At 68.7% G+C, this 22,304-nt stretch carries 19 protein-coding genes and 1 tRNA gene; 7 read left to right on the top strand and 13 right to left on the bottom strand.

Annotated elements, in window-relative coordinates; genetic code table 11:
* Positions 1-41 precede the first annotated feature (41 nt).
* Positions 42-938: a type II secretion system F family protein gene (locus MRBLMI13_RS14650; protein ID WP_367825042.1), complete on the bottom strand. Its 897-nt coding sequence runs from the start codon at positions 936-938 to the stop codon at positions 42-44.
* On the bottom strand, positions 932-1,945 hold the full coding sequence (locus MRBLMI13_RS14645) for a TadA family conjugal transfer-associated ATPase (protein WP_367823537.1): 1,014 nt from the start codon (positions 1,943-1,945) through the stop codon (positions 932-934). Before MRBLMI13_RS14645 ends, MRBLMI13_RS14650 begins: the two co-directional genes overlap by 7 nt.
* Positions 1,946-2,357: 412 nt before the next feature.
* On the opposite strand from MRBLMI13_RS14645, the gene acs reads away from it, so the two are divergent.
* On the top strand, positions 2,358-4,325 hold the full coding sequence (gene acs / locus MRBLMI13_RS14640) for an acetate--CoA ligase (protein WP_367823539.1): 1,968 nt from the start codon (positions 2,358-2,360) through the stop codon (positions 4,323-4,325).
* 56 nt (positions 4,326-4,381) lie between these two features.
* On the opposite strand, the gene MRBLMI13_RS14635 is transcribed toward acs, so the two are convergent.
* On the bottom strand, positions 4,382-4,840 hold the full coding sequence (locus MRBLMI13_RS14635; protein WP_042539666.1) for a RidA family protein: 459 nt from the start codon (positions 4,838-4,840) through the stop codon (positions 4,382-4,384).
* Positions 4,837-5,061: a hypothetical protein gene (locus MRBLMI13_RS14630; protein WP_042539664.1), complete on the bottom strand. Its 225-nt coding sequence runs from the start codon at positions 5,059-5,061 to the stop codon at positions 4,837-4,839. Before MRBLMI13_RS14630 ends, MRBLMI13_RS14635 begins: the two co-directional genes overlap by 4 nt.
* A gap of 78 nt (positions 5,062-5,139) precedes the next feature.
* Between MRBLMI13_RS14630 and MRBLMI13_RS14625 the strand changes: the two genes are divergently transcribed.
* The 6 genes from MRBLMI13_RS14625 to MRBLMI13_RS14600 all read left to right on the top strand — a co-directional run bounded on the left by MRBLMI13_RS14625 (position 5,140) and on the right by MRBLMI13_RS14600 (position 10,984).
* On the top strand, positions 5,140-7,728 hold the full coding sequence (locus MRBLMI13_RS14625; protein WP_367823542.1) for a transglycosylase domain-containing protein: 2,589 nt from the start codon (positions 5,140-5,142) through the stop codon (positions 7,726-7,728).
* Positions 7,725-8,660 (top strand): metallophosphoesterase, encoded by a 936-nt coding sequence (locus MRBLMI13_RS14620; RefSeq protein WP_367823544.1) that lies wholly within the window; start codon positions 7,725-7,727, stop codon positions 8,658-8,660. The genes MRBLMI13_RS14625 and MRBLMI13_RS14620 overlap by 4 nt, the downstream gene beginning before the upstream one ends.
* Before the next feature lie 53 nt (positions 8,661-8,713).
* A tRNA-Pro gene (locus MRBLMI13_RS14615) sits at positions 8,714-8,790 on the top strand.
* A gap of 66 nt (positions 8,791-8,856) precedes the next feature.
* On the top strand, positions 8,857-9,333 hold the full coding sequence (locus MRBLMI13_RS14610; protein ID WP_367823546.1) for a VanZ family protein: 477 nt from the start codon (positions 8,857-8,859) through the stop codon (positions 9,331-9,333).
* Positions 9,330-10,085, top strand: a complete 756-nt coding sequence (locus MRBLMI13_RS14605; protein WP_042539658.1) for an HAD-IIB family hydrolase — start codon at positions 9,330-9,332, stop codon at positions 10,083-10,085. The genes MRBLMI13_RS14610 and MRBLMI13_RS14605 overlap by 4 nt, the downstream gene beginning before the upstream one ends.
* A 53-nt stretch (positions 10,086-10,138) precedes the next feature.
* Positions 10,139-10,984, top strand: a complete 846-nt coding sequence (locus MRBLMI13_RS14600) for a DUF1295 domain-containing protein (RefSeq protein WP_367823548.1) — start codon at positions 10,139-10,141, stop codon at positions 10,982-10,984.
* Between the two features lie 12 nt (positions 10,985-10,996).
* Here the strand turns inward: MRBLMI13_RS14600 and MRBLMI13_RS14595 are convergent, their stop codons facing one another.
* From MRBLMI13_RS14595 to MRBLMI13_RS14555, 9 genes are all read right to left on the bottom strand, one after another.
* Positions 10,997-12,256, bottom strand: coding sequence for an alpha-hydroxy acid oxidase (locus MRBLMI13_RS14595; RefSeq protein WP_367823550.1), 1,260 nt, complete (start codon positions 12,254-12,256; stop codon positions 10,997-10,999).
* A 10-nt stretch (positions 12,257-12,266) separates the two neighbouring features.
* A complete protein-coding gene (locus MRBLMI13_RS14590) occupies positions 12,267-12,989 on the bottom strand; it encodes a FadR/GntR family transcriptional regulator (RefSeq protein WP_367823552.1) in 723 nt (240 codons plus the stop codon).
* Positions 12,990-13,246: 257 nt separating this feature from the next.
* Positions 13,247-13,900 carry a thymidine kinase gene (locus MRBLMI13_RS14585; protein WP_042539650.1) on the bottom strand — a complete coding sequence of 218 codons (654 nt, stop codon included), beginning with the start codon at positions 13,898-13,900 and terminating at the stop codon, positions 13,247-13,249.
* 7 nt (positions 13,901-13,907) lie between these two features.
* Entirely contained in the window at positions 13,908-15,380 is a 1,473-nt protein-coding gene (locus MRBLMI13_RS14580) for a malate:quinone oxidoreductase (RefSeq protein WP_309690419.1), read from the bottom strand.
* A gap of 83 nt (positions 15,381-15,463) precedes the next feature.
* Positions 15,464-16,534 (bottom strand): aspartate-semialdehyde dehydrogenase, encoded by a 1,071-nt coding sequence (locus MRBLMI13_RS14575; RefSeq protein WP_042539645.1) that lies wholly within the window; start codon positions 16,532-16,534, stop codon positions 15,464-15,466.
* Between the two features lie 268 nt (positions 16,535-16,802).
* Complete coding sequence (locus tag MRBLMI13_RS14570; RefSeq protein ID WP_367823555.1) at positions 16,803-18,086, bottom strand: aspartate kinase; 1,284 nt, start codon at positions 18,084-18,086, stop codon at positions 16,803-16,805.
* A 202-nt stretch (positions 18,087-18,288) separates the two neighbouring features.
* On the bottom strand, positions 18,289-19,227 hold the full coding sequence (locus MRBLMI13_RS14565; protein WP_367823557.1) for a DMT family transporter: 939 nt from the start codon (positions 19,225-19,227) through the stop codon (positions 18,289-18,291).
* Positions 19,224-19,817 carry a recombination mediator RecR gene (gene recR, locus MRBLMI13_RS14560; RefSeq protein WP_056373698.1) on the bottom strand — a complete coding sequence of 198 codons (594 nt, stop codon included), beginning with the start codon at positions 19,815-19,817 and terminating at the stop codon, positions 19,224-19,226. Before recR ends, MRBLMI13_RS14565 begins: the two co-directional genes overlap by 4 nt.
* Positions 19,817-22,231 (bottom strand): DNA polymerase III subunit gamma and tau, encoded by a 2,415-nt coding sequence (locus MRBLMI13_RS14555; RefSeq protein WP_367823560.1) that lies wholly within the window; start codon positions 22,229-22,231, stop codon positions 19,817-19,819. The genes recR and MRBLMI13_RS14555 overlap by 1 nt, the downstream gene beginning before the upstream one ends.
* Positions 22,232-22,304 lie beyond the last annotated feature (73 nt).

Genomic DNA, 22,304 nt, shown 5'->3' with positions numbered 1-22,304 from the left:
TTCTGTGTGCGGATGCGCGTGCATCCTGTGGTCGGCGGCCGTCAGAGCGGCAGCGGAGTCGAGAGGAGCACGCTCAGCAGCAGCGGGGCGACTCCCAGCAGAAGAAATGCCGGCAGCGTGCAGACTCCGAGCGGGATCAGCAGCGTCGTCGTGAGCTTCGCCGCGCGGAGGCGGCCGTCGATGCGGGATGCGTGCCGCTCCTGCCCGGCGGAGGCGCGGAGGAGTTCGCCGGCCGGCACCCCCGCGGCGTGCGACAGCTCGAGCACCGCGCGGACTCGCGCGTCATCTCCGCGATGAGACGCGGGACTCTCCGCGACGAGGCGCAGGGCCCGATCGATGGAGGCGCCGCCGGAGAGAGCGACGGCGATGAGCTCCGCCTGCATCCCCGGAGTGCCCGGCTCGGGTCGCGCGTTCCGAAGCAGTCGGTTCGTCCAGCCTCGGGCAGCGAGCACGAGGAGAAGCCCGGCCACGACGCAGGCCGCTCCCGCAGGCGTCCCGAAGATGACACCGAGAGTGTCGAAGCCGAGGGCGAAACCGAGCAGCAGACCGGCGAACGGCATCCACAGGAGCAGCCGCGCGGTTCCCGCCGGTTCAGCGAGAGCGATGCGCACATCATCGGCGGCGGACGCGGCGTCGCGAAGCGTCTCCGCGATCATGCGCAGCACATCGGCCAGAGGCGCCCCGACGGTGGTCGCCACCTCCCACGCCGCAGCGAGGTCTCGCCACGGGCCGCCCTCGGCCTCGATCGCGGCGATGAGCGAGACGCCGCCGTCGACTCGCTCCACAACCGATGCGGCGTGCGCGTCGCCGATCGAGGCGAGGTGCCTCCAGGCGACCAACGGCACCGCTCCGGCCTGCAGCAGCACGGCGAGCGTCTGCACCGCGGTCGCCGCGTCTGTTCCGGCGTCGGGGGCGCTTCTCCGGCGAGCGCTCACCACGGTCGCACCTCCTCGATGCCCAGCCGGTCTCCGGTGAGCGCGAGCACCCCCGCCTGCGCGATGCGTCGCCGCCCTCCGGGCGCCCTGTCGAGGTGCAGAACGATCGTGAACGCGCTCACCGCCTGGCGCGCGAGCGCCGTGGCGTCCATGGATGCGAGCGCGCCGAGTGCCTCGAGCCGGGCCGGCACATCGCTGAGACCGCTCGCGTGGAGGGTTCCGGCGCCGCCATCGTGTCCGGTGTTCAGAGCTGTCAGCAGCTCCCTCACCTCCTCGCCTCGGCACTCACCGACCACGAGACGGTCGGGGCGCATGCGCAGCGACTCGCGGACCAGCCGTGCGAGGCTGATGCCGCCGGCGCCCTCGAGGTTCGACTGTCGCGCCTCGAGAGCGACATGGTGGGGGTGCTGCGGGCGCAGCTCGGCCACATCCTCGATCGTGACGATGCGCTCGGAGGTCGGCGCGGCCGACAGCAGCGCCGACAGCAGAGTCGTCTTGCCCGTGCCGGTGCCGCCGGTGATGAGGATGTTGGCGCGCTCAGCCACCAGACCGAGGAGCCAGCTGTGCTGCCTGGCGTCGAAGGCGCCGAGCGCCGCCAACGCATCGAGATCCGCGGCGCGCACTCTGGGCACACGGATCGATAGAGCCGTCCCCGAGGTCGAGATGGGCGCGAGGATGGCATGCACCCGGATGCCGGACTCGAGCCTCACATCGACGCACGGTGCCTGGTCGTCGAGATGGCGACCGCCGAGACCGACGAGCGCGACCGCGAGATCGCGAACCTCCCGCTCGGACGCACTCCACCCGTGCACCGCCTCGGCGCCGCGCCCCCGGTCGATGAACAGCCCTGAGGCGCCGTTGACGAAGATGTCGGTGACCTCGTCGTCGGCGCAGTGCTCTGCGAGCGGACCGAAGACGGGATCGACCTGCAGCGGCGTGCGACCACCCCGTTCGGCGCCGTCGACGAGAGGCGACGTGCCGCGCGGCTGGATGACGAAGGGATCGGGCATCCCCCGAAGCTAGGCGCCGCGCTCAGCGCGCGACCCCCGCGTCGAGCGGCTCGGACGGCGTCTGTGGGCAACCCCGCCCGGGCGTTCAGCGTGCAGAGCAGGTCGCGAAGACGGACATGAGGAGTGAGCCCGATGTGGGAGCGCTCCCGAAAAAGAGAGGGCGGCATCTCACGGGGGGAATGAGATGCCGCCCACGGCGTCCCTCATGGGGGAATCGGGCACGCCAAGGCCAGAATGATAATTCGGCTGTCGTCGAGTGTACGCAAGGCGACCGTCCTGACAAAACCGGCCGGACTACCTACTTTCGGCAGTATGCGATGTCCCTGCCCGAGGCTAGATTCGCCCTGACCTGATCGCGTGCAGACGCGTTCATGCCCGCACGACCTGCCACGCCGCAAAGGAGCGCCTGCCGATGAGCAGCCAGATCGATCATCTTCTCGATGAGACCCGCCAGTTCCCGCCCTCCGAGGAGTTCGTCGCGCAGTCGGTCTCGTCCCCTGCGCTGTACGAGAGCGCTGCTGCAGACCGCGAGGCCTTCTGGGCCGCGCAGTCCGCCGAACTGCTCGAATGGCACAAGCCGTTCACCCGTGTGCTCGACTGGTCGACCCCTCCGTTCGCTAAGTGGTTCGACGACGGCGAGCTGAACGTGGCCTACAACTGCCTCGACCGCCATGTCGAAGCGGGCAACGGCGATCGCGTCGCCCTGCACTGGGAAGGCGAACCGGGCGACTCACGCTCCATCACCTACGCGGAGCTCACCGACGAGGTCAAGCGCGTCGCCAACGTGCTCGAGGGCCTCGGCGTCGGCCACGGAGACCGCGTCGCGATCTACCTGCCGATGATCCCCGAGGCGGTCGCGTCGATGCTCGCCGTCGCTCGCGTCGGAGCCATCCACTCGGTCGTGTTCGGCGGTTTCAGCGCCGACAGCCTGCGGTCGCGCATCGACGACGCGGGCGCCAAGCTCGTCATCACCGCCGACGGCGGATACCGCAAGGGCCGCGTCTCGGCGCTGAAGCCGGCCGTCGACCAGGCCCTCGCGGACCGCGGTGACGGCGAGCAGCAGACCGTCGAGCACGTGCTCGTCGTCAAGCGCGGCGAGAACGAGGTCGACTGGCAGGACGGCCGCGACCTCTGGTGGCACGAGGTTGTTCCTGCCGCGTCGCCCGAGCACACCGCCGAGGCCTTCCCCGCCGAGAACCCGCTGTTCATCCTCTACACCTCGGGTACGACGGGAAAGCCCAAGGGCATCCTGCACACCTCGGGCGGGTACCTCACCCAGGCCGCGTACTCTCACAAATACGTGTTCGACCTGCACCCCGAGACCGACGTCTACTGGTGCACGGCCGACATCGGATGGATCACCGGGCACAGCTACGTCACCTACGGCCCGCTCGCGAACGGCGCGACCCAGGTGATCTACGAGGGCACACCCGACGCCCCGCACCCCGGCCGCTGGTGGGAGATCATCGAGAAGTACAAGGTCTCGATCTTCTACACGGCGCCGACCGCGATCCGCTCGTTCATGAAGATCGGCCGCAGCGTCCCCGCGAAGTTCGACCTGTCGTCGCTGCGTCTGCTCGGCTCGGTCGGCGAGCCCATCAACCCCGAGGCCTGGATCTGGTACCGCGACGTGATCGGTGCGGGCAAGACCCCCATCGTCGACACCTGGTGGCAGACCGAGACGGGCGCGATCATGGTCTCGGCGCTCCCCGGTGTCACCGCGACCAAGCCGGGCTCCGCGCAGGTTCCGCTCCCCGGCATCTCGATCGACGTCGTCGATGAGACCGGCGCCGAGGTGGGCAACGGCAACGGCGGCCTCCTGGTGGTCACCGAGCCGTGGCCGAGCATGCTGCGTGGCATCTGGGGCGACCCTGAGCGCTACAAAGAGACGTATTGGGAGAAGTTCGAGGAGCAGGGCTACTACTTCGCGGGCGACGGCGCTCGCCTCGACGACGACGGCGACCTGTGGCTGCTCGGGCGGGTGGACGACGTGATGAACGTCTCGGGCCACCGCCTCTCGACCGCCGAGATCGAGTCGTCGCTCGTCGCTCACGAGGCGACGGCAGAGGCCGCCGTCGTGGGCGCCGCCGACGAGACCACGGGCCAGGCGGTCGTCGCATTCGTGATCATCAAGGAGAGCTACCTCTCGGCCCATGACCCTGCCGGTCTCGCTCAGCAGCTGCGCCTCTGGGTCGGCGAGCAGATCGGTGCGATCGCACGCCCCCGCGACGTGTACATCGTCGGCGAGCTGCCGAAGACCCGCTCGGGCAAGATCATGCGGCGCCTGCTGCGCGACGTCGCTGAGGGCCGCGAAGTCGGCGACACCACGACCCTCGCAGACACCGCCGTGATGAGCATCATCTCGGCTCAGGTCAAATAGGGCGGATGCAGAAACGCCCCCTCCCGATCCGGGAGGGGGCGTTCTTCATGTTCGGGTCAGGCGAGGATGAACGTGACCTCGACCTCGACCGGGCTGTCGAGCGGCAGCACCGGCACGCCGACAGCCGCGCGCGCATGACGACCGGCGTCGCCGAAGATCTCGCCGAGCACGAGGCTCGCACCGTTGATGACGCCGGGCTGGCCGGTGAAGTCGGGCGTGGATGCCACGAACCCGCCGAGCCGCAGCACTCCGCCGATCCTGTCGACCCCGCCGGCGGCGTCGGCGGCCGCAGCGAGGGCGTTCAGCGCGCAGGTGCGGGCGTAGTCGTTCGCGTCCTCGGCGCTGACCTCGGCGCCGACCTTGCCCGTCGCAGGAAGCTGACCTGCGGTGAACGGCAGCTGACCGGAGGTGTAGACGAGCCCGGCGTGGACGACCGCCGGAACGTAGGCGGCGACGGGTGCCGCCACCGCCGGAAGCTCGATGCCGAGCTCGGTCAGACGCTGAGAGAGGCTCACGCGGCGCCCCCTTCGAACTGGCGCGACGCTTCGGCAGCGGCCGCGAGACCGGCGTTACCTGCGGCATCCGCCGACACCGGACGCTTGAAGTAGGCCACGAGCCCGCCCTCGGGCCCCTGGATGACCTGCACGAGCTCCCAGCCCTGCTTGCCCCAGTTGTTGAGGATCGCAGCGGTGTTGTGGATCAGCAGCGGGGTGGTGAGGTACTCCCACGTGGTCATGGCTCTCCTGTCTGGCGGCATCCGCGATGGCGGCTGCGTCAAAGGCGGTATTCAGGGAACTCCCCTACGATCTAGCGTATGCCTCAAAAGAATCGCACGGTGAAAGGTGCGCTCGGCGGAGTCCTCGGACTCGTCGGGCTGAGCACCGTCGCCGGTCTCCTCGTCGCGGCCAGCGTCACCCCTGTGCTCGCCATGACCGGTATCGCCGGGTCACAGGCCCTCACCATCTTCGAGGACCTCCCCGAGAACCTCCAGGTCGGCGCTCCGATGCAGCAGTCCACCATCTACGCGACCGGTCTCGACGGCAACCCCGTCGCTCTGGCGTCGTTCTACGAGCAGAAGCGCATCCCGGTCGCCTACGACCAGGTGGCACCCGTGATGTACGACGCGATCCTCTCGAGCGAGGACAAGAACTTCTACACGCACGGCGGGATCAACCTCGGCGCGACGATCAAGGCCGCAGTCGGGAACGTCGCGGGCACGACCGATCGAGGCGCCTCCACGATCACCCAGCAGTACGTGAAGAACGTCCAGGTTCAGGAGTGCGAACAGGACGTCGACCCCGGAGCCGAGGACTACTCGACGCAGATCGAGCAGTGCTTCCTCGATGCGGCAGTCGCGAAGGGCGGCGAGGGCGTCGAGCGCAAGCTGCAGGAGATGCGCTACGCGTTGAAGATCGAGAAGGAGTACTCGAAGAACGAGATCCTTCTCGGCTACCTCAACATCGCCAACTTCGGCGGCACCATCTACGGCATCGAAGCCGCAGCGAACCGCTACTTCTCGACCACCGCGGCGAACCTCACCCTCGCTCAGGCGGCCACGATCGCCGGCATGGTCCAGGAGCCCAACAGGTTCCGCATCGACCGCCCGGGCGGGATCTGGACCGATGACGCCGGAGTGGCGCACAACGGAGATGCCGACGGCTACAAGGACACGAAGGACCGCAGGGACTACGTCCTCGACCGGATGCTGCTCGACGCCAAGATCACGCAGGCCGCGCATGACGAGGCCGTGGCCACGCCGATCACCCCGGCGCTCAGCGAGCCCCAGCAGGGTTGCGGGGCCGCAGGCGACAACGCCTACTTCTGCCAGTACGTCAAGGCCGTCATCGAGAACGACGAGGCCTTCGGCGCCACCGCGGAGGAGCGTCGTGCGAACCTGCGTCGCGGAGGCATGGAGATCTACACCTCGCTCGACATGCGGGTGCAGCAGACCGCGATCGACGCGGTGAGGTCGCAGGTCCCGCAGGCGATGCCCGGGATCCTGGTCGGCGGCACCGGAGTGTCGGTCGAAGCATCCACCGGTCGCATCCTCGCCATGGCCCAGAACACCGTCTTCAACGAGACGACCGAAGCCAACCTCGCCGCCGGCGAGACCTCACAGGTCTTCGCCGCCGACAAGGCGCACGGCGGCTCGACCTACGGGTTCGAGACCGGATCGACGTACAAGCTGTTCACCCTTCTGAGCTGGCTCGAGTCAGGACACTCGGTGAACCAGGTGCTCGACGGCCGCCTCAAGACCTTCAGCCCCTTCACGAAGTGCGGTGACAGGGTCACCAACAGCGCCAAGATCAACAACTTCGGGAACTCAGGCGGGTCAGTGGGCAGCGTGCGGCAGTTCACTGCGCAGTCGCTGAACACCGGCTTCCTCGCGATGGCCCAGCAGCTCGACCTCTGCGACATCAACGAGGTCGCCAAGAGGCTCGGCGTCCACTACGGCAACGGCGATGACATCACGGTCGGTGGAACCACCTCGAACACCGCCCCGAACGATCCGTTCCCGACGGTCCTCGGCTCGAAGAGCGTGGCCCCGCTGCAGATGGCAGGCGCCTACGCGACTGTCGCCAACAACGGCGTCTACTGCGAGCCGCGCGTGATCGACCGGGTCATCGGTGAGAACGGAGCGGAGATCACGCCTCCTGCGCAGAACTGCTCCCAGCAGCTCACTCCCGAGGTGGCAGCCACCGCGGCGTTCGCGCTGCGCGGCGTGATGGAGGGCAACGGCACGGGAACGCGGGCGAACCCGTTCGACGGCACCCAGCTGATCGGAAAGACCGGTACCGCCGAGAAGGAGCACACGATGCTCGTCGAGTCGAGCACCAAGGTCACCACTGCGGTGTGGGTGGGAAACATCGACGGCCGCGTGCCGCTGAACGACTTCCGCAACGGCGATGGCACCCGACTCGGCGACATCCGCTACGGTCTCGCCAGGGCGATCCAGGGAGCCGCGAATGCCGTCTACCCCGCTGACCAGTTCCCCCGGCCCGACGACAAGCTCGTTCGTCAGGTGCTGACGGACGTTCCCGATGTCGTGGGCAAGTCGGTCGGCGAGGCGAGCTCGCTCATCGAGGCAGCGGGCTTCACCGCAGCCGTCGGCCCGGCCGTCGACGGCCCCGCAGGTGACGTGATCATGGCTCAGGACCCGTCCGGACAGGCCCCGAGCGGCGCGACCATCACGATCTCGCCCAGCAATGGCCAGGGTGCGACCGTGCCGGACATCACCGGGCAGTCGAAGTCCGAAGCGCAGAGCGCGCTGTTCGGCGCAGGGTTCTCGTCGATCGATTTCGACGGATCGTGCAACGGACAGAACGCCTCCGTGACCTCGACCGACCCGGCAGCGAACACCGCGACCACCAAGAGCACCTCCATCAAGGTCAGCTGCAAGTGACGTCACGCCATGCGGCACACCCGGCCCTCATCGCGCTCGGCGCGGTGGGGGCCGCTGGTGCTGCGGCCGCCGTCTGGGGCATCGGCATCGAGCGCTACCTGTTCACGGTGCGCGAGGCGACGGCATCCGCTCTCGCGCCCGGCTCAGCCCCGCTGCGGGTGCTGCACATCTCGGATGCACACATGGCTCCGTGGCAGCATCGCAAGCAGGACTGGCTCGCCTCGCTCGCGCAGCTGAAGCCCGATCTCATCATCAACACGGGCGACAACCTGGGGCATCGCGATGGCCTCACGGGCATCCGCCGAGCCTTCGAGCCCCTCGCCGGCATCCCCGGCGTCTTCGTGCACGGCTCGAACGACGCGATCGGCCCGTCGCCGCGCAATCCGATCCGGTACTTCGCGGGCCCGTCGGAGCGACCGCGAGAGCTGAACTTCCTCGACACCGATGCGATGGACGCCTACTTCACCGACGAGCTCGGATGGACCAGTCTGAACAACGCCGCTGCGCGCCTCACGGTCGCCGGCAACCCGCTCGACCTCTTCGGCGTGAGCGACGCGCACTGCGACTGGGATCGCCTCGAGGATCTGCCGGGGGCGATCGATTCCCTCGGACCGCGACCCTCCGACACGACCGTGCTCGGGGTCACCCACGCGCCGTATCAGCGCGTACTGAACGGCTTCGTCGACCTCGGCGCCGACGCGGTCTTCGGCGGTCACACGCACGGCGGCCAGGTCTGTCTGCCGGGATTCGGTGCTCTCGTCGCGAACTGCGACATCCCTCTGAAGCAGGCGAAGGGCCTCAGCACGTGGACGCAGGGCGGCCGCACGGTTCCACTCAACGTCAGCGCCGGCTGCGGGCACTCGATCTACGCACCGGTGCGATTCGCATGCCGCCCGGAGGCGACGCTGCTCACGCTGACGGCGCGCGGTTGACGCCTCGATTCGGTGCTGAGAGCTTTTCGCTGTAGACTCGGAGGGTTGCAAAACGGGGTGTGGCGCAGCTTGGTAGCGCGCTTCGTTCGGGACGAAGAGGTCGCAGGTTCAAATCCTGTCACCCCGACCAGTAACACCGGAAGGCCGTCCTCACGGGCGGCCTTCTCTGTATCCGTCCCGAGGTGAAAGGCACCGTGTGAGTCGTCTGCTCCCTCCCCCGCGCCGGCTCACCCGCGGTATCGCGCTCGCTCTCGGCATCCCGTTCTTCGTCGGTCTGGCGCTGCTCACACTCACGCCCGAGCGCGTCGAGAAGTCGATGCCGAACCTGCTCGATCTCGTGCTGTCGGCCGCGCACCGCCTCGGGTGGGAGTCTCTCGATTTCGCGCGCCTGGAGATCGTCGCCAACGTGCTGGTATTCGTGCCCATCGGCATCCTCGCGTTCCTCCTCATGCCGCGCCGCTTCTGGCCACTGGCGATCGTGCTCGGACCGGCGCTGTCGCTCTCGATCGAAGTTCTCCAGCGGCTCGTGCTGCCCCACCGTGCGGCCACCCTCACCGACGTGGTCGCGAACTCCGGCGGCGCCCTGATCGGAGTCGCCCTCGCGATCATCGGCACGCTGCTCTTCGCACCGCGTCTCTCTCAGCATCGCCCGTCTACGCTGGAGGCATCATGACCTCGCCTGCACTCGTCGCCTTCGACCTCGACGACACCCTCGCCCCGTCGAAAGAGCCCATCGACGCGCGGATGGTCTCGCTGCTGCTCGCGCTGCTGCAGAAGGTCGATGTCGCGATCATCTCGGGCGGCAACGAGGCGCAGTTCCGCGCACAGGTGGTCGCTCGGCTGGGAGCCATCGATGACGAGTCCGCCGCACGTCTGCATCTGCTGCCGACCTGCGGCACCCGCTACCTGCGGCACGACGGCTCGGACTTCTCACCTCTCTACGCCCACGACCTCACTGCCGAGCAGAAGTCCGACGCCTTCACCGCACTGCGCGAAGAGGCGGAGCGCCTCGGGCTCTGGGAGGCGCAGCCCTGGGGTGAGATCGTCGAAGACCGCGGATCTCAGATCACCTTCTCGGCGCTCGGGCAGAAGGCTCCCCGCGAGGCGAAGCACGACTGGGACCCATCGGGTGCGAAACGAGAGGCGCTTCGAGACGCCGTGGCCGCTCGACTCCCCGACCTCGAGGTGCGATCCGGCGGCTCGACCTCGATCGACATCACCCTCGCCGGCATCGACAAGGCGTTCGGCATGAAGCAGCTCGCCGAGCACACGAGCATCCCGCTCGGCTCGATGCTCTTCTACGGCGACCGGCTCGACGAGGGCGGCAACGACTACCCCGTGCTGGCGATCGGAGTGCCCTCCGTGGCCGTGGAGGGCTGGGAGGACACCGCCGACAAGCTCGACGAGCTTCTGCGGACTCTCTGACCCTCGACGTCAGCATCCGCGCACCCCGCGCGGAGGAGTTCTAGCATGTCGGTATGGAACCGCTGCTGATCGTCGTCTGGACCGCGGGCGTCGCGAGCGCGGCGTGCTGGCTGCTCTCGCTCGTCACCCGTGACACCTCCTGGGTGGACCGTGCGTGGTCGATCGTGCCCGTGGTCTACCTCTGGATCTTCGCGGGATCGGCCATCGCGAGCGGCGAGGATGCCGGTCGCCTGGTGCTGATGGCATCCCTCGTGACCGCGTGGGGTGTGCGGCTGACGTTCAACTTCGCCCGCAAGGGCGGGTACACCGGCATGGAGGACTACCGATGGGCGATCCTGCGGCGCCGGATGAAGCCCTGGCAGTTCCAGATCTTCAATCTGCTGTTCATCGTCGTCTACCAGATGACGCTGCTCGTGCTGATCACTCTTCCCGCCGAGATCGCGCTGCAGAACCCCGCCCCGCTGAACGCGTGGGACCTCGTCTTCGGCGCCCTCTTCCTCGCGCTGCTGGTCGGCGAGACGCTCGCCGACCGCGAGCAGTGGGAGTTCCACCGGCGAAAGAAGCAGGCCGGTGGCACACTGGCCCCTGGCTTCGCCACGGAGGGCCTGTTCCGCTACAGCCGCCACCCCAACTTCTTCTTCGAGCAGAGCCAGTGGTGGGTGCTCTACGCGATCGGGGCGAGCGCCGCCGTGGCATCGGGTGCAGGCTTTCTCGGCGGCGCGATCAACTGGACGATCATCGGCCCGATCCTGCTCAGCGTCCTGTTCGTCGGGTCGACGATCTTCACCGAGTCCATCACTGCAGGAAAGTACCCGGCGTACGCCGACTATCGCCGCAGCACGTCGATGCTCATCCCCTGGCCGCCGCGGGCGCGGCCGGTCACCGAGCCCGCGGCCTGACTCAGAAGGACGTCAGCGCACCACCGCGTCGGAGGCCGTGCGCGTCACCGGCACGAGGCGGGTGAGCTGCGTGACGTGCGAGGGCTCGAGCTCGGCGAGCGAAGCGACGCCAAGAAGCCGCATGGTGCGCTCGATCTCGGTGCGCAGGATCTCGATCGTCCGATCGACACCCGCACGCCCACCCGCCATGAGGCCGTAGAGATAGGCGCGACCGATCAGGGTGAAGTCCGCGCCGAGCGCCACCGCCGCCACGATGTCCGCGCCGTTCATGATCCCGGTGTCGACCATGACGGTGAAGTCGTCGCCCACCGCCCTGCGGACCTCGGGAAGGAGGTGGAACGGGATGGGCGCGCGGTCGAGCTGGCGCCCGCCGTGGTTGGAGAGCACGATGCCGTCGACGCCGGCGTCACGCAGCCGCATCGAGTCCTCGACGTTCTGCACTCCCTTGATCACGATCTTGCCGGGCCAGATGTCGCGGATCACGGCGAGGTCGTCGTAGCTGATGGTCGGGTCCATGGCGGCGTCGAGCAGCTCGCCGACCGTGCCGCCCGTGGTGCTCAGCGAGGCGAACTCGAGCTTGGGCGTCGTGAGGAAGTCGTACCACCACCATGGCCGAGGGATCGCGTTGATGATCGTGCCGAGAGTCAGCTGCGGCGGGATGCTGAAGCCGTTGCGCTTGTCACGCAGCCGCGCGCCGGCGACAGGCGTGTCGACCGTGAACTGCAGGGTGTCGAAGCCCGCTGCCGCTGCACGACGGGTGAGCTCGTACGAGATCTCACGATCGCGCATGACGTACAGCTGGAACCAGTTGCGGCCGTGCGGGTTGGCGGCCTTCACGCCCTCGATCGACGTCGTGCCGAGCGTCGACAGCGTGAACGGGATGCCGGCCGCCGCTGCGGCCCCCGCACCGGCGACCTCGCCCTCGGTCTGCATGAGGCGCGTGAACCCGGTCGGGGCGATGCCGAACGGCAGCGCCGACGGGCCGCCGAGGATGTCGACCGAGGTATCCACCGACGGAGCCGGACGAAGGATGCCGGGGTGGAACTCCACGTCCTGGAATGCCTGCCGAGCACGCGTGAGCGACAGCTCGCCCTCGGCCGCGCCGTCGGTGTAGTCGAACGCCGCCTTCGGGGTGCGACGCTTCGCGATCGTGCGCAGGTCGTCGATCGTGAGCGCCGAGTCGAGACGGCGCTTCCTGCCGTTGAACTCGGGCTTCTTGAACTTCATCAGGTCGAGAAGCTCTGCGGGGTTGGGAACCTGGCGCTGGACCATGGCTTTCCTCTCAGTCAGTGGGTCGGGTGCTGCGGGTCAGCCCCGCCGCGGTGTAGTAGCCGGTGATGTGTGCGCGCACGAGGGACCGGGCCGTCGGGGCGTCGCCCGCTTCGATGGCGTCGATGATGGCCCGGTGCTCGGCGCGGAGGACATCAGCCATGGCGCCCCAGTCGTCGATCGCGGCGGCGCCCTGCTGCACGTACGACTCGATGGCCGTGCGCAGCCCCGCCATGATCGCCGCGACCACGCTGTTACCGCTGGACTCGGCGAGTGCGAGGTGCAGCTGTGCGTCGAGCGCGAGGAACTCGGCGGGCGTGAGCGCGTGGGCGTCCATCGCCTCGAGCACTCGGTGCGCGCCGACGAGATCGGGGGCATCCTGGCCTGCCAGCGCGGCGGCCACGGCGTCTTCGAGCAGCAGACGGGTCTGCACCACATCCGCGAGCGGGAATCCCTGTGCGGCGACCTGGAGACGCAGCAGCGTCGACATGCCGCCGGTCGGCGTGGCGATCACGATCGCTCCGGACTGCGGCCCTGAGCCGGTGGACGTGCGGATCAGGCCCATCACCTCGAGCACGCGCAGAGCCTCGCGAACGCTGGAGCGGCCGACCCCGAGGTCGGCGGCGAGGTCGCGTTCGGAGGCGAGTCGGTCGCCGGGACCGATTCGCCCGTCGAGGAGATCTCGCTCGACGCGCTCGAGCACGAGGCGCCAGGCGCGTGCAGGCTGCTCCGGCATCCGCTCTCCTCGTCGTTCGCGTTCGGTGGCGTCAGCAAGGCGCCTTGTGTGGTCTGACCACAGTAGCGCGTGTGGTCAGACCACGCAATCGCCGTCCACAATTCAGCAGGAACACCGCGATCAGGGCCGCATCGGGCCGCGGCACGTGATTCCGCGAGAGCTCATGCTGAACTGTGGACGGCAGCCCGTCGTCACGGCACACAGAACCAGCGCACAGCGTCCGCCGAACGCGCTGCGCCGAGTTGTCGAGCGGGGTCTCAGCCCAGGCGCCCGCCGGACTCCTCGAGGTAGCACGCACCGCACAGCGACTCGTACGTGGTGATCTCCGGCGCCGCCGAACCGTCGGCGCCCTCGTCGATGGCGACCTGATCGCCGTCGAAGACGAAGCGCCCGCCGACCACCCGGCCGTTGAAGACGGCCTTGCGCCCGCAGCGGCAGATGGTCTTCAGCTCTTCGAGAGAGTGCGCGATGGCGAGCAGCCGCGCGGAGCCGGGGAACGCGTGGGTGAGGAAGTCGTTGCGGATCCCGTAGGCGATCACCGGGATGCCGTCTTCGATCGCGATGCGGAAGAGATCATCGACCTGCTCAGAGGTGAGGAACTGCGCCTCATCGATCAGAAGGCACGCGACGTCGAGCGCTCCACCCGTGAGGTGCTCACCTGCAGCCGCGCTGCGCACCGCCGTCCGATGCTCGGCGAACAGCGCACGGGCGTCGACATCGGGGGCGATGAGGAAGTCGACCTCTCGGGTGACGCCCAGACGGCTCGCGATCTCGGATGCGCCCTTGGTGTCGATCGCGGGCTTGGCGAGCAGCACGTGCTGACCGCGTTCCTCGTAGTTGTACGCGGCCTGGAGCAGCGAGGTGGACTTGCCCGAGTTCATCGCCCCGTAGCGGAAGTAGAGCTTCGCCACCGGGGAGCTACTCGTTGATGCCGAGAGTGGCCGCTGTCGCCGCGGTGGACTTCGCCGCCAGCTCTGGATCCTTGTTCAGCTGCTCGCCGAACGTGGGGATGAGCTCACGCAGCTCGGACTCCCACCCGGGGTACTCGTCGGGGAAGCACTTCTTGAGCAGATCGAGCATGATCGGCACGGCAGTGGAGGCACCGGGCGACGCACCGAGCAGACCGGCGATCGAGCCGTCGGCAGCCGAGACGACCTCGGTGCCGAACTGCAGGATGCCGCCCTTCTTGGGATCCTTCTTCATGACCTGCGCGCGCTGACCCGCGTCGATGAGGGTCCAGTCCTCGTCCTTCGCGGTCGGCATGAACGTGCGCAGGCTGTCGACCTTCTTCGCATGGTTCTTGAGCAGCTCGCCGACCAGGTAGGTGATGAGGTCGGGGTTCGCGAAGGCGACCCGCAGCATCGGCCACAGGTTGTGCGTGCGCACCTGCGACACGATGTCGAGCATCGAGCCGTTCTTGAGGAACTTGGGGCTGAACGTCGCGAACGGCCCGAACATCAGCGAGGCCTCGCCGTCGACCACGCGCGTGTCGAGGTGCGGCACCGACATGGGCGGTGCTCCGACGGACGCCTGCGAGTAGACCTTGGCCTTGTGCTGGGCGACGATCTTCGGGTTCGAGGTCTTGAGGAACTGCCCGCCGATCGGGAACACGCCGTACCCCTTGATCTCGGGGATGCCCGACCGCTGCAGCAGCTTGAGAGCCCAGCCGCCCGCGCCGACGAACACGAAGCGCGCCTTGATCTGGTTCGGCGTGCGCCCGATGGTCGTGCGGTAGTTGATGAGCCAGGTGCCGTCCTTCTGCTTCTTCAGGCTCTTGACCTCGTGGTTGGTGCGCAGCGTCACACCCGATTCGGTGAGGTGATCGAACAGCTGGTGCGTCAGCGCACCGAAGTCGACGTCGGTTCCCGCGGGCACCCGCGTGGCGGCGAACGGCTCGCCCTTGCGGCGCTGCTGCATCAGCAGCGGTGCCCACTTGTTGATGACGCGCGAATCCTCGCTGTACTCGATGCCGTCGAACAGCGGCTGCTTCTTGAGGACCTCGTAGCGGTCCTTGAGGTACTTGACGTCCTTCTCACCGCGGACAAACGTCATGTGCGGGGTCGCGTTGATGAAGGTCGACGGCGCGTCGAGCACTCCCCTGTCGACCAGCGACGACCAGAACTGGCGGCTCTGCTGGAACTGCTCGTTGATCGAGACGGCCTTGGCCGGGTCGAGCGGAGCACCCTTCTGCTGCGGCATGTAGTTCAGCTCGCAGAGGGCCGCGTGGCCTGTGCCCGCGTTGTTCCAGGGGTTGGACGACTCCTGAGCCACATCGGAGAGTCGCTCGAAGGCGACGATCTTCCAATCCGGCTGCAATTCGTGCAGCAGGGTACCCAGGGTGGCGCTCATGATGCCACCACCGATCAAGACGACATCGACGGTTTCGGTCACCGGAACAGTCTAGTTCGAGGTCACGGCACTGCTGACCACGCGGGCCGGCCTGACCAGACCGGTTCCGCATGACGGAGATGCGGTCAGGCTATGACGGCCAGGCGCTCGGCGAGGATCTCGGCGATCTGCACGGCGTTCAGCGCCGCGCCCTTGCGCAGGTTGTCGTTGCTGATGAACAGCACGAGACCCTTGTTCTCGGGTGCGGACTGGTCGGCGCGGATGCGGCCCACGAAGCTCGGGTCCTTGCCCGCGGCCTGCAGCGGGGTGGGCACTTCTTCGAGGACGACGCCGGGCGCTGCGGACAGCACTTCGGTGGCGCGCTCGGGGGTGATGTCTCTCGCGAACTCGACGTTGATCGAGAGGGAGTGGCCCGTGAAGACCGGCACACGCACGCAGGTGCCGGCGACGCGCAGATCGGGAAGCTCGAGGATCTTGCGGCTCTCGTTGCGCAGCTTCTTCTCTTCGTCGGTCTCGTTCTGACCGTCGTCGACGAGGTTGCCCGCGAACGGGATGACGTCGAAGGCGATCGGGGCGATGTACTTCTCGGGCTCGGGGAAGTCGATGGACGAGCCGTCGTGCACGAGACGCAGTGTGTCGCCCTGGGCGAGCACGCCCTCGACCTGGCCGAGGAGCTCCTGGGCACCGGCGAGACCGGAGCCGGAGACGGCCTGGTAGGTCGAGACGATGAGCCGCTCGAGGCCGGCTTCGGCATCCAAAGCCTTCAGCGCCGGCATCGCGGCCATCGTGGTGCAGTTCGGGTTCGCGATGATGCCGCGAGGGCGGTCGTCGATCGCATGCGGGTTGACCTCGCTGACGACGAGCGGAACCTCGGGGTCGTTGCGCCAGGCGCTGGAGTTGTCGACGACGACGGCTCCGGCCTCGGCGAATCGCGGAGCGTACGCGCGGCTGGCGGTCGCACCGGCCGAGAAGAGGGCGATGTCGATGCCCCCGGCATCCGCGGTCTCGACGTCTTCGACGATGACCGTCGCTCCGCCGAACTCGATGGCCGTGCCCGCAGAGCGCGACGACGAGAACAGGCGCAGCTCGCGGATCGGGAAGGATCGCTCGATGAGAATCTCGCGCATCACGGTGCCCACCTGGCCGGTGGCGCCCACGATGGCGACGGAGAGTCCTGAGTCGGAGATGCGGGTCATGATGTTCCTTGGCGTCGTGCAGTGCTGCATGCGAGGCTTCGGGCGCGACGTCGGGGTGCGGATGCCGCGCCTGGCGCCGATGTCAGGGTTTCGGTGAGTCTATCGTGCCGTGCGCCGGTCGAGGACCGTCGCGGCCGCCGACCCGCTGGCCGGCGGCCGTACGACCGGCTGGCTGGCGCGGCACGACCGGCTGGACGATTCCCGCCCGGCGGTCAGTACCCGGGCGGAGCGTCAGCCCAGCGGGGATATCCCCGCCGTCCGTGCTCGATCAGCGGCCGGTGCCGGCGTGGACGGTCGCCTCGGAGTCGCCGTCGAGTCCGTACGCGGTGTGCACGGTGCGGGCGGCCTCGGCCAGGTCTGTGTCTCGGAGCACGACCGAGATGCGGATCTCGGAGGTCGAGATCATCTCGATGTTGATGCCACCGGCCGACAGCGCTTCGAACAGCACCGCCGAGACACCGGAGTGCGTGCGCATGCCGGCGCCGACGACCGACAGCTTGCCGATCTGGTCGTCGTGCACGAGGTTCTGGAAGCCGACCTCGGTCTGCTCTCCCGCGAGCGCCTTGAGCGCCGCGGCCGAGTCGGCCTTGGGAACCGTGAACGAGATGTCGGTGCGGCCGGTGGCCGACACGTTCTGCACGATCATGTCGACGTTCGCACCCGATCTGGCGACGATCTTGAAGATCTCCGCGGCCTTGCCCGGAACGTCGGGGACGCCCGCGACAGTGATCTTGGCCTGGCCGAAATCGGTGGCGACACCGGCGACGATCGGTTCTTCCATGGCTGCTGCTCCCTCGGCTTCGCGAGGGTTCTTCATGCCCTCGCCCAGAACGTATGTGCCCTCGGACGACGAGAACGTCGAACGGGCGTGAATCAGGACGCCGTGACGGCGTGCGTACTCGACGGCGCGGATGTAGAGCACCTTGGCTCCGTTGGCGGCGAGTTCGAGCATCTCCTCGCTGCCGATGTGGTCGAGCTTCTGCGCCTTCGGGATGACGCGCGGGTCAGCCGTGAAGATTCCGTCGACGTCGCTGTAGATCTCGCAGACATCCGCATCGAGGGCCGCGGCCAAGGCGACGGCCGTCGTGTCGGAGCCGCCACGACCGAGCGTGGTGATGTCGCGGGTGTCGCGGTTGAAGCCCTGGAACCCGGCGACGATGACGATCGCCCCCTCGTCGAGGGCTTCGCGCAGGCGGACGGGCGTGACGTCGACGATGCGCGCCGCGCCGTGCTGCGAGTCGGTGATCATTCCGGCCTGGCTGCCGGTGAACGAACGCGCCTCGAAGCCCATCGAGTGGATGGCCATGGCGAGCAGCGCCATCGAGATGCGCTCACCGCTCGAGAGCAGCATGTCGAGCTCGCGCGGGGCGGGGATCGGCGCGACCTCGTTGGCGAGATCGAGCAGCTCGTCGGTCGTGTCGCCCATCGCGCTCACGGCGACGACGACGTCGTGCCCCGCTCGTCGCGTGTCCACGATGCGCTTGGCGACGCGCTTGATGCTCTCTGCGTCGGCGACTGAGGAGCCGCCGTACTTCTGCACGATGAGGGCCACGTTCACTCCCTGGGATGTCGGGCGGATCCGCCCACCCTCATTCTACGATCGGCGCATATGCGCTTCGTCGCATGTGACGCTGCGGGCGAAGTCAGGGGTGGGCCGGCACAGCTTCGGACCTCGTGACGTAGAGGTCGGCCTCCGGAGTCACGCCGCGGCGCGTCGGCCACGGCATCCGAAGTCGTGCTCGGCGGCGAAGAGGTCAGGGAGCCGGCGGAAGTGGTGTGACGGCCAGGGCGGGGCCGGCGGATGCCTGCGGGCGGAGGCGTCCGCCCGTGGCGGCGAACCAGCAGCCCACGATGATGAGCGGGAATCCGAGGAGCAGTCCCGGGGTCAGGGGCTCGGCGAGGACGATCGCACCGAGGACGATCGCCACGACCGGGTTGACGTAGGTGAACAGCGGCGCACGAACAGGGCCGACCTCACGAATGAGCGCGAAGAAGGCCAGGAAGGCGACAGCGGTGCAGATGACGGCCAGCGCCAGGAGCGCGAAGATCGAGGGAAGCGTGGGCACCTCGTGCTGCGTGAGCAGACCGATGGGCAGATAGATCACGCCGATCATGAGCAGGGACAGCGTGATGGTGCCGAGCGAGGGGACGTCGTTCAGCTTGCGCGCGACGATGAAGGGCGCGATCGCATAGAGGATGGCGACCAGCAGCACCTCGCCGGCCGCGAGCAGACTGACCTCGCCGCCGAAGAGTCCTGGGCCGGCGACGACGATCGCGACGCCGATGAAGCCCACGAGAAGACCGATCCCGCGTGCCGGGCGCAGCACGCCCCGGTCTCCTCCGCCCAGGGCGATGAGGGCGGCGAACAGCGGCACGGTGGCGACGAGCAGACCGGTCATGCCGGAGGGCAGGGTCATCTCGGCGTGACCGAGCAGCACGAACGGGCCGGCCATCTCGACGAGCCCGAAGGCGAGGACCCAGGGCCAGTGCTTCCACGCCGCTCTCAGCGCACCGCCTCGGAGAGCGAACGGCAGCAGCAGCAGGGCCGCGATGAGAGTGCGCCCAGCGACGATGGCGGGAGGCGAGAGCGATTCGACCGCGATGCTGATGAACAGGTAGGGCACACCCCACAGCAGCGCCATGGCCCCGAAGAGCAGCCAGCCGCGTCGTGTGAAGCCGCCCTGGGTGCTCACAGCACGCGCCGGCCCTCGAATGCGCGGCCGAGGGTGACCTCGTCGGCGTACTCGAGGTCGCCGCCGACCGGAAGGCCGGAGGCGAGGCGGGACACCGTGATCTGCATGGTGGTGAGCAGGCGGCTGAGATAGCTGGCCGTCGCCTCACCCTCGAGGTTGGGGTTCGTCGCGAGGATGACCTCTTGCACCGTGGCATCGGCGAGGCGAGTCATCAGCTGCGCGATGCGCAGGTCGTCCGGTCCGATGCCGGCGATCGGGCTGATCGCACCACCGAGCACGTGGTAGAGGCCACGGAACTCGCGGGTGCGTTCGATCGCGGCGACGTCCTTCGCGTCTTCGACCACGCAGATGAGGGCGGTATTGCGTCGGGGATCGCGGCAGATCGCACAGCGATCCTGCTCTGAGACGTTGCCGCAGATCTCGCAGAAACGCACCCGCACCCGCACCTCGACGAGAAGCTCGGCGAGCCGCGCGACGTCGAACGTCGGCGTCTGCAGGATGTGGAATGCGATGCGCTGCGCGGACTTGGGGCCGATTCCGGGGAGCCGGCCGAACTCGTCGATCAGCTCCTGGACGATTCCGTCATACATCAGGAGAACCTCGTCGGGGGCTCGTAGGGCTCTTCGCGAACGAACGTCGCGCCGAGCACCTGGCGGATCACGGCCTCACCGTAGCGCTGCACTCCCCCGGCGGGGGTGCGCTCGGTGATCACCGGGGCTGCTGCGGCCGAAGCCACTCTGCGCGCCGGGGCTGCCTGCACGGGCGTCGGCCCCGCGGATGCGGAGGGAGACGCCGACTGCCCGCGGGCGGCCGCCGGTGCGGCCTGCGATGTGGGCGCAGGCTCGTAAGACGGGTCGTAGGGCGGCTCGTCGTCGAAATAGGGCGGCTCGTCGTCGAGGGGAGGCGGCGGCTCGTCTCCTTCGGAGGGCCGATCGTCGCCGGGGGTCGTCGGTGTCGCCATCGGCGTTGAGGCAGGAGCGGCCTGCACGGTCGTCGCCGCGGCGGGTGCCGGAACTGCCACCGGCACGGGCACTGCGACCTCGGATGCCGGGATCGACGCGACCGCCCATTCGGTCACCGGAGCGGCGGACGCACCGTGCGCCTGAGGTGGCGACGTCCGAACAGCGGGCGTCTCAGCGCGCTGTCCGTCAGCAGAAGAAGTCTGCGGAGGCGAGGGCTGAGCGCGCTGTGAACCCGCTGACGCAGGCTCCGATGCGGGCGCGTCATCTGTCGGGCGCGCCGCCGAGGGCGACGAGGGCTGGCGAGGCGCACCACCCGCGGGCATCGGCGCAGGCAGATACTTGACGCGCACACCGAGCTCCTGCTCGATGGCTCCACGCAGATGGTCGGACGGACCGGAACCCGGCGTCGTCCCCTTGAACTTCGCCACGTCGTGCTGGCTGGCGAAGCCGAGGGTGAGCACCTCGGTCTCTGTGACGAACGCGAGTGGCTGCACGGCGGTGGCCAGCAGCCACGACGTGCGGCTGACGCTCTCGAGTCGCTTGAGCACGACCGGCCAGGCGGCGGTGATCTGCTCGAACGCGACCGGCCCCGACGGCGGGGCGGTGTCGCCGTTCGGTGTGGCCGGCGGCGTCGATGTCGCGTCACCCGATGCCGCGGGCTCGGCGTCCGCGTTCTCGACCACCGCGGTCTCGGCCACCGCGGTCTCGGCCACCGCGTCCGACCTGACGTCAGCAGACCCGACGTCGGCCGACTCGGCGGCGCGCTGGGTCCCGGCAGAGGGCGCACCGGCCGCAGCGGGCTGGACCGCCGCAGCACGGGGAGCGGCAGCGGGCTGAGTCCCCGCAGCAGGAGGAACCGTCGCGCGTGCCGGTGCCGCGGAGGCACTCTGCGCGGACGGGACGGCGGCGGTCGTCTCCACTCCCCCTCCTGAGGCGAGGACACGAGCGACCATCAGCTCGAGGTGCAGTCGGGGCGACGTCGCGCCCGACATGTCGTCGAGAGCGGCGCTGACGATGTCGGCTGTGCGCGACAGCCGCGCCGATCCGAAGGAGTCCGCCTGGGTGCGCATGCGAGCGAGCTCGTCGTCGGCGATGCCGCGAAGCACGGAGGATGCCCCGGCACCGACCGCGGCGATCACGATGAGGTCGCGCAGGCGTTCGAGCAGGTCGTCGACGAAACGACGGGGGTCCTGGCCGGTCTGCACCACACGGTCGATGGCGGGGAACGCCGCGGCCGCGTCGGCGGCGGCGAGCGCGTCGACGATCTCGTCGAGCAGCGCCGCGTGCGTGTAGCCCAGGAGAGCGACCGCGCGCTCGTAGGCGACGGTCACCGTCTCGGAGCCCGCGGGCGAATCGGACCCGGCGATCAGCTGGTCGAGAAGCGACAGCGTGTCTCGCGGCGAGCCTCCTCCTGCACGAACCACCAGGGGCAGCACGCCGCGCTCAGCGACCACGCCCTCTTCACCGCACAGCTTCTCGACGTACTCGAGCATCGCGGCCGGCGGCACCAGACGGAACGGATAGTGGTGCGTGCGCGAGCGGATGGTGCCGAGAACCTTCTCGGGCTCGGTCGTCGCGAAGATGAACTTGACGTGCTCCGGCGGCTCTTCGACGAGCTTCAGGAGAGCGTTGAACCCCTGCGGCGTCACCATGTGCGCCTCGTCGAGGATGAAGATCTTGTAACGGTCGCGGCTGGGAGCGAACGTCGCCCGCTCGCGCAGGTCGCGGGCATCGTCGACGCCGTTGTGGCTGGCCGCATCGATCTCTACGACATCGAGTGATCCGCCGCCGGCGCGCGACAGCTCGACGCAGCTCGGGCAGGTGCCGCAGGGCACATCGGTCGGACCCTCCGCGCAGTTGAGGCAGCGGGCGAGGATGCGCGCAGACGTCGTCTTTCCGCATCCACGGGGTCCGGAGAACAGGTACGCGTGGCCGACACGGTCGCCGCGGAGGGCGGTCATCAGAGGTTCGGTCACCTGGGACTGCCCGATCATCTCGCCGAACGACTCGGGGCGGTAGCGGCGGTAGAGGGCTGTGGTCACCAGAACAGCCTACGGCGTGCCACGGACGTTCCGGCAGCCGGGCGCCGACGATCGTGCGGGTGATCCCCGACGC

The organism is Microbacterium sp. LMI13-1-1.1, from assembly GCF_040815625.1.
In the GTDB taxonomy this organism is placed as follows: domain Bacteria; phylum Actinomycetota; class Actinomycetes; order Actinomycetales; family Microbacteriaceae; genus Microbacterium; species Microbacterium forte.
This window is presented reverse-complemented; position numbering and strand designations above follow the sequence as displayed.

What these genes read in the sequence shown, in the direction of transcription:
- MRBLMI13_RS14645 (WP_367823537.1), bottom strand. Translation starts at nt 1,945, where the DNA reads ATGCCCGATCCCTTCGTCATCCAGCCGCGCGGCACGTCGCCTCTCGTC.
- MRBLMI13_RS14630 (WP_042539664.1), bottom strand. Translation starts at nt 5,061, where the DNA reads ATGACCACGTGGGAGTACCTCACCACCCCGCTGCTGATCCACAACACC.
- acs (WP_367823539.1), top strand. Translation starts at nt 2,358, where the DNA reads ATGAGCAGCCAGATCGATCATCTTCTCGATGAGACCCGCCAGTTCCCG.
- MRBLMI13_RS14625 (WP_367823542.1), top strand. Translation starts at nt 5,140, where the DNA reads ATGCCTCAAAAGAATCGCACGGTGAAAGGTGCGCTCGGCGGAGTCCTC.
- MRBLMI13_RS14600 (WP_367823548.1), top strand. Translation starts at nt 10,139, where the DNA reads ATGGAACCGCTGCTGATCGTCGTCTGGACCGCGGGCGTCGCGAGCGCG.
- MRBLMI13_RS14595 (WP_367823550.1), bottom strand. Translation starts at nt 12,256, where the DNA reads ATGGTCCAGCGCCAGGTTCCCAACCCCGCAGAGCTTCTCGACCTGATG.
- MRBLMI13_RS14575 (WP_042539645.1), bottom strand. Translation starts at nt 16,534, where the DNA reads ATGACCCGCATCTCCGACTCAGGACTCTCCGTCGCCATCGTGGGCGCC.
- MRBLMI13_RS14590 (WP_367823552.1), bottom strand. Translation starts at nt 12,989, where the DNA reads ATGCCGGAGCAGCCTGCACGCGCCTGGCGCCTCGTGCTCGAGCGCGTC.
- MRBLMI13_RS14605 (WP_042539658.1), top strand. Translation starts at nt 9,330, where the DNA reads ATGACCTCGCCTGCACTCGTCGCCTTCGACCTCGACGACACCCTCGCC.
- recR (WP_056373698.1), bottom strand. Translation starts at nt 19,817, where the DNA reads ATGTATGACGGAATCGTCCAGGAGCTGATCGACGAGTTCGGCCGGCTC.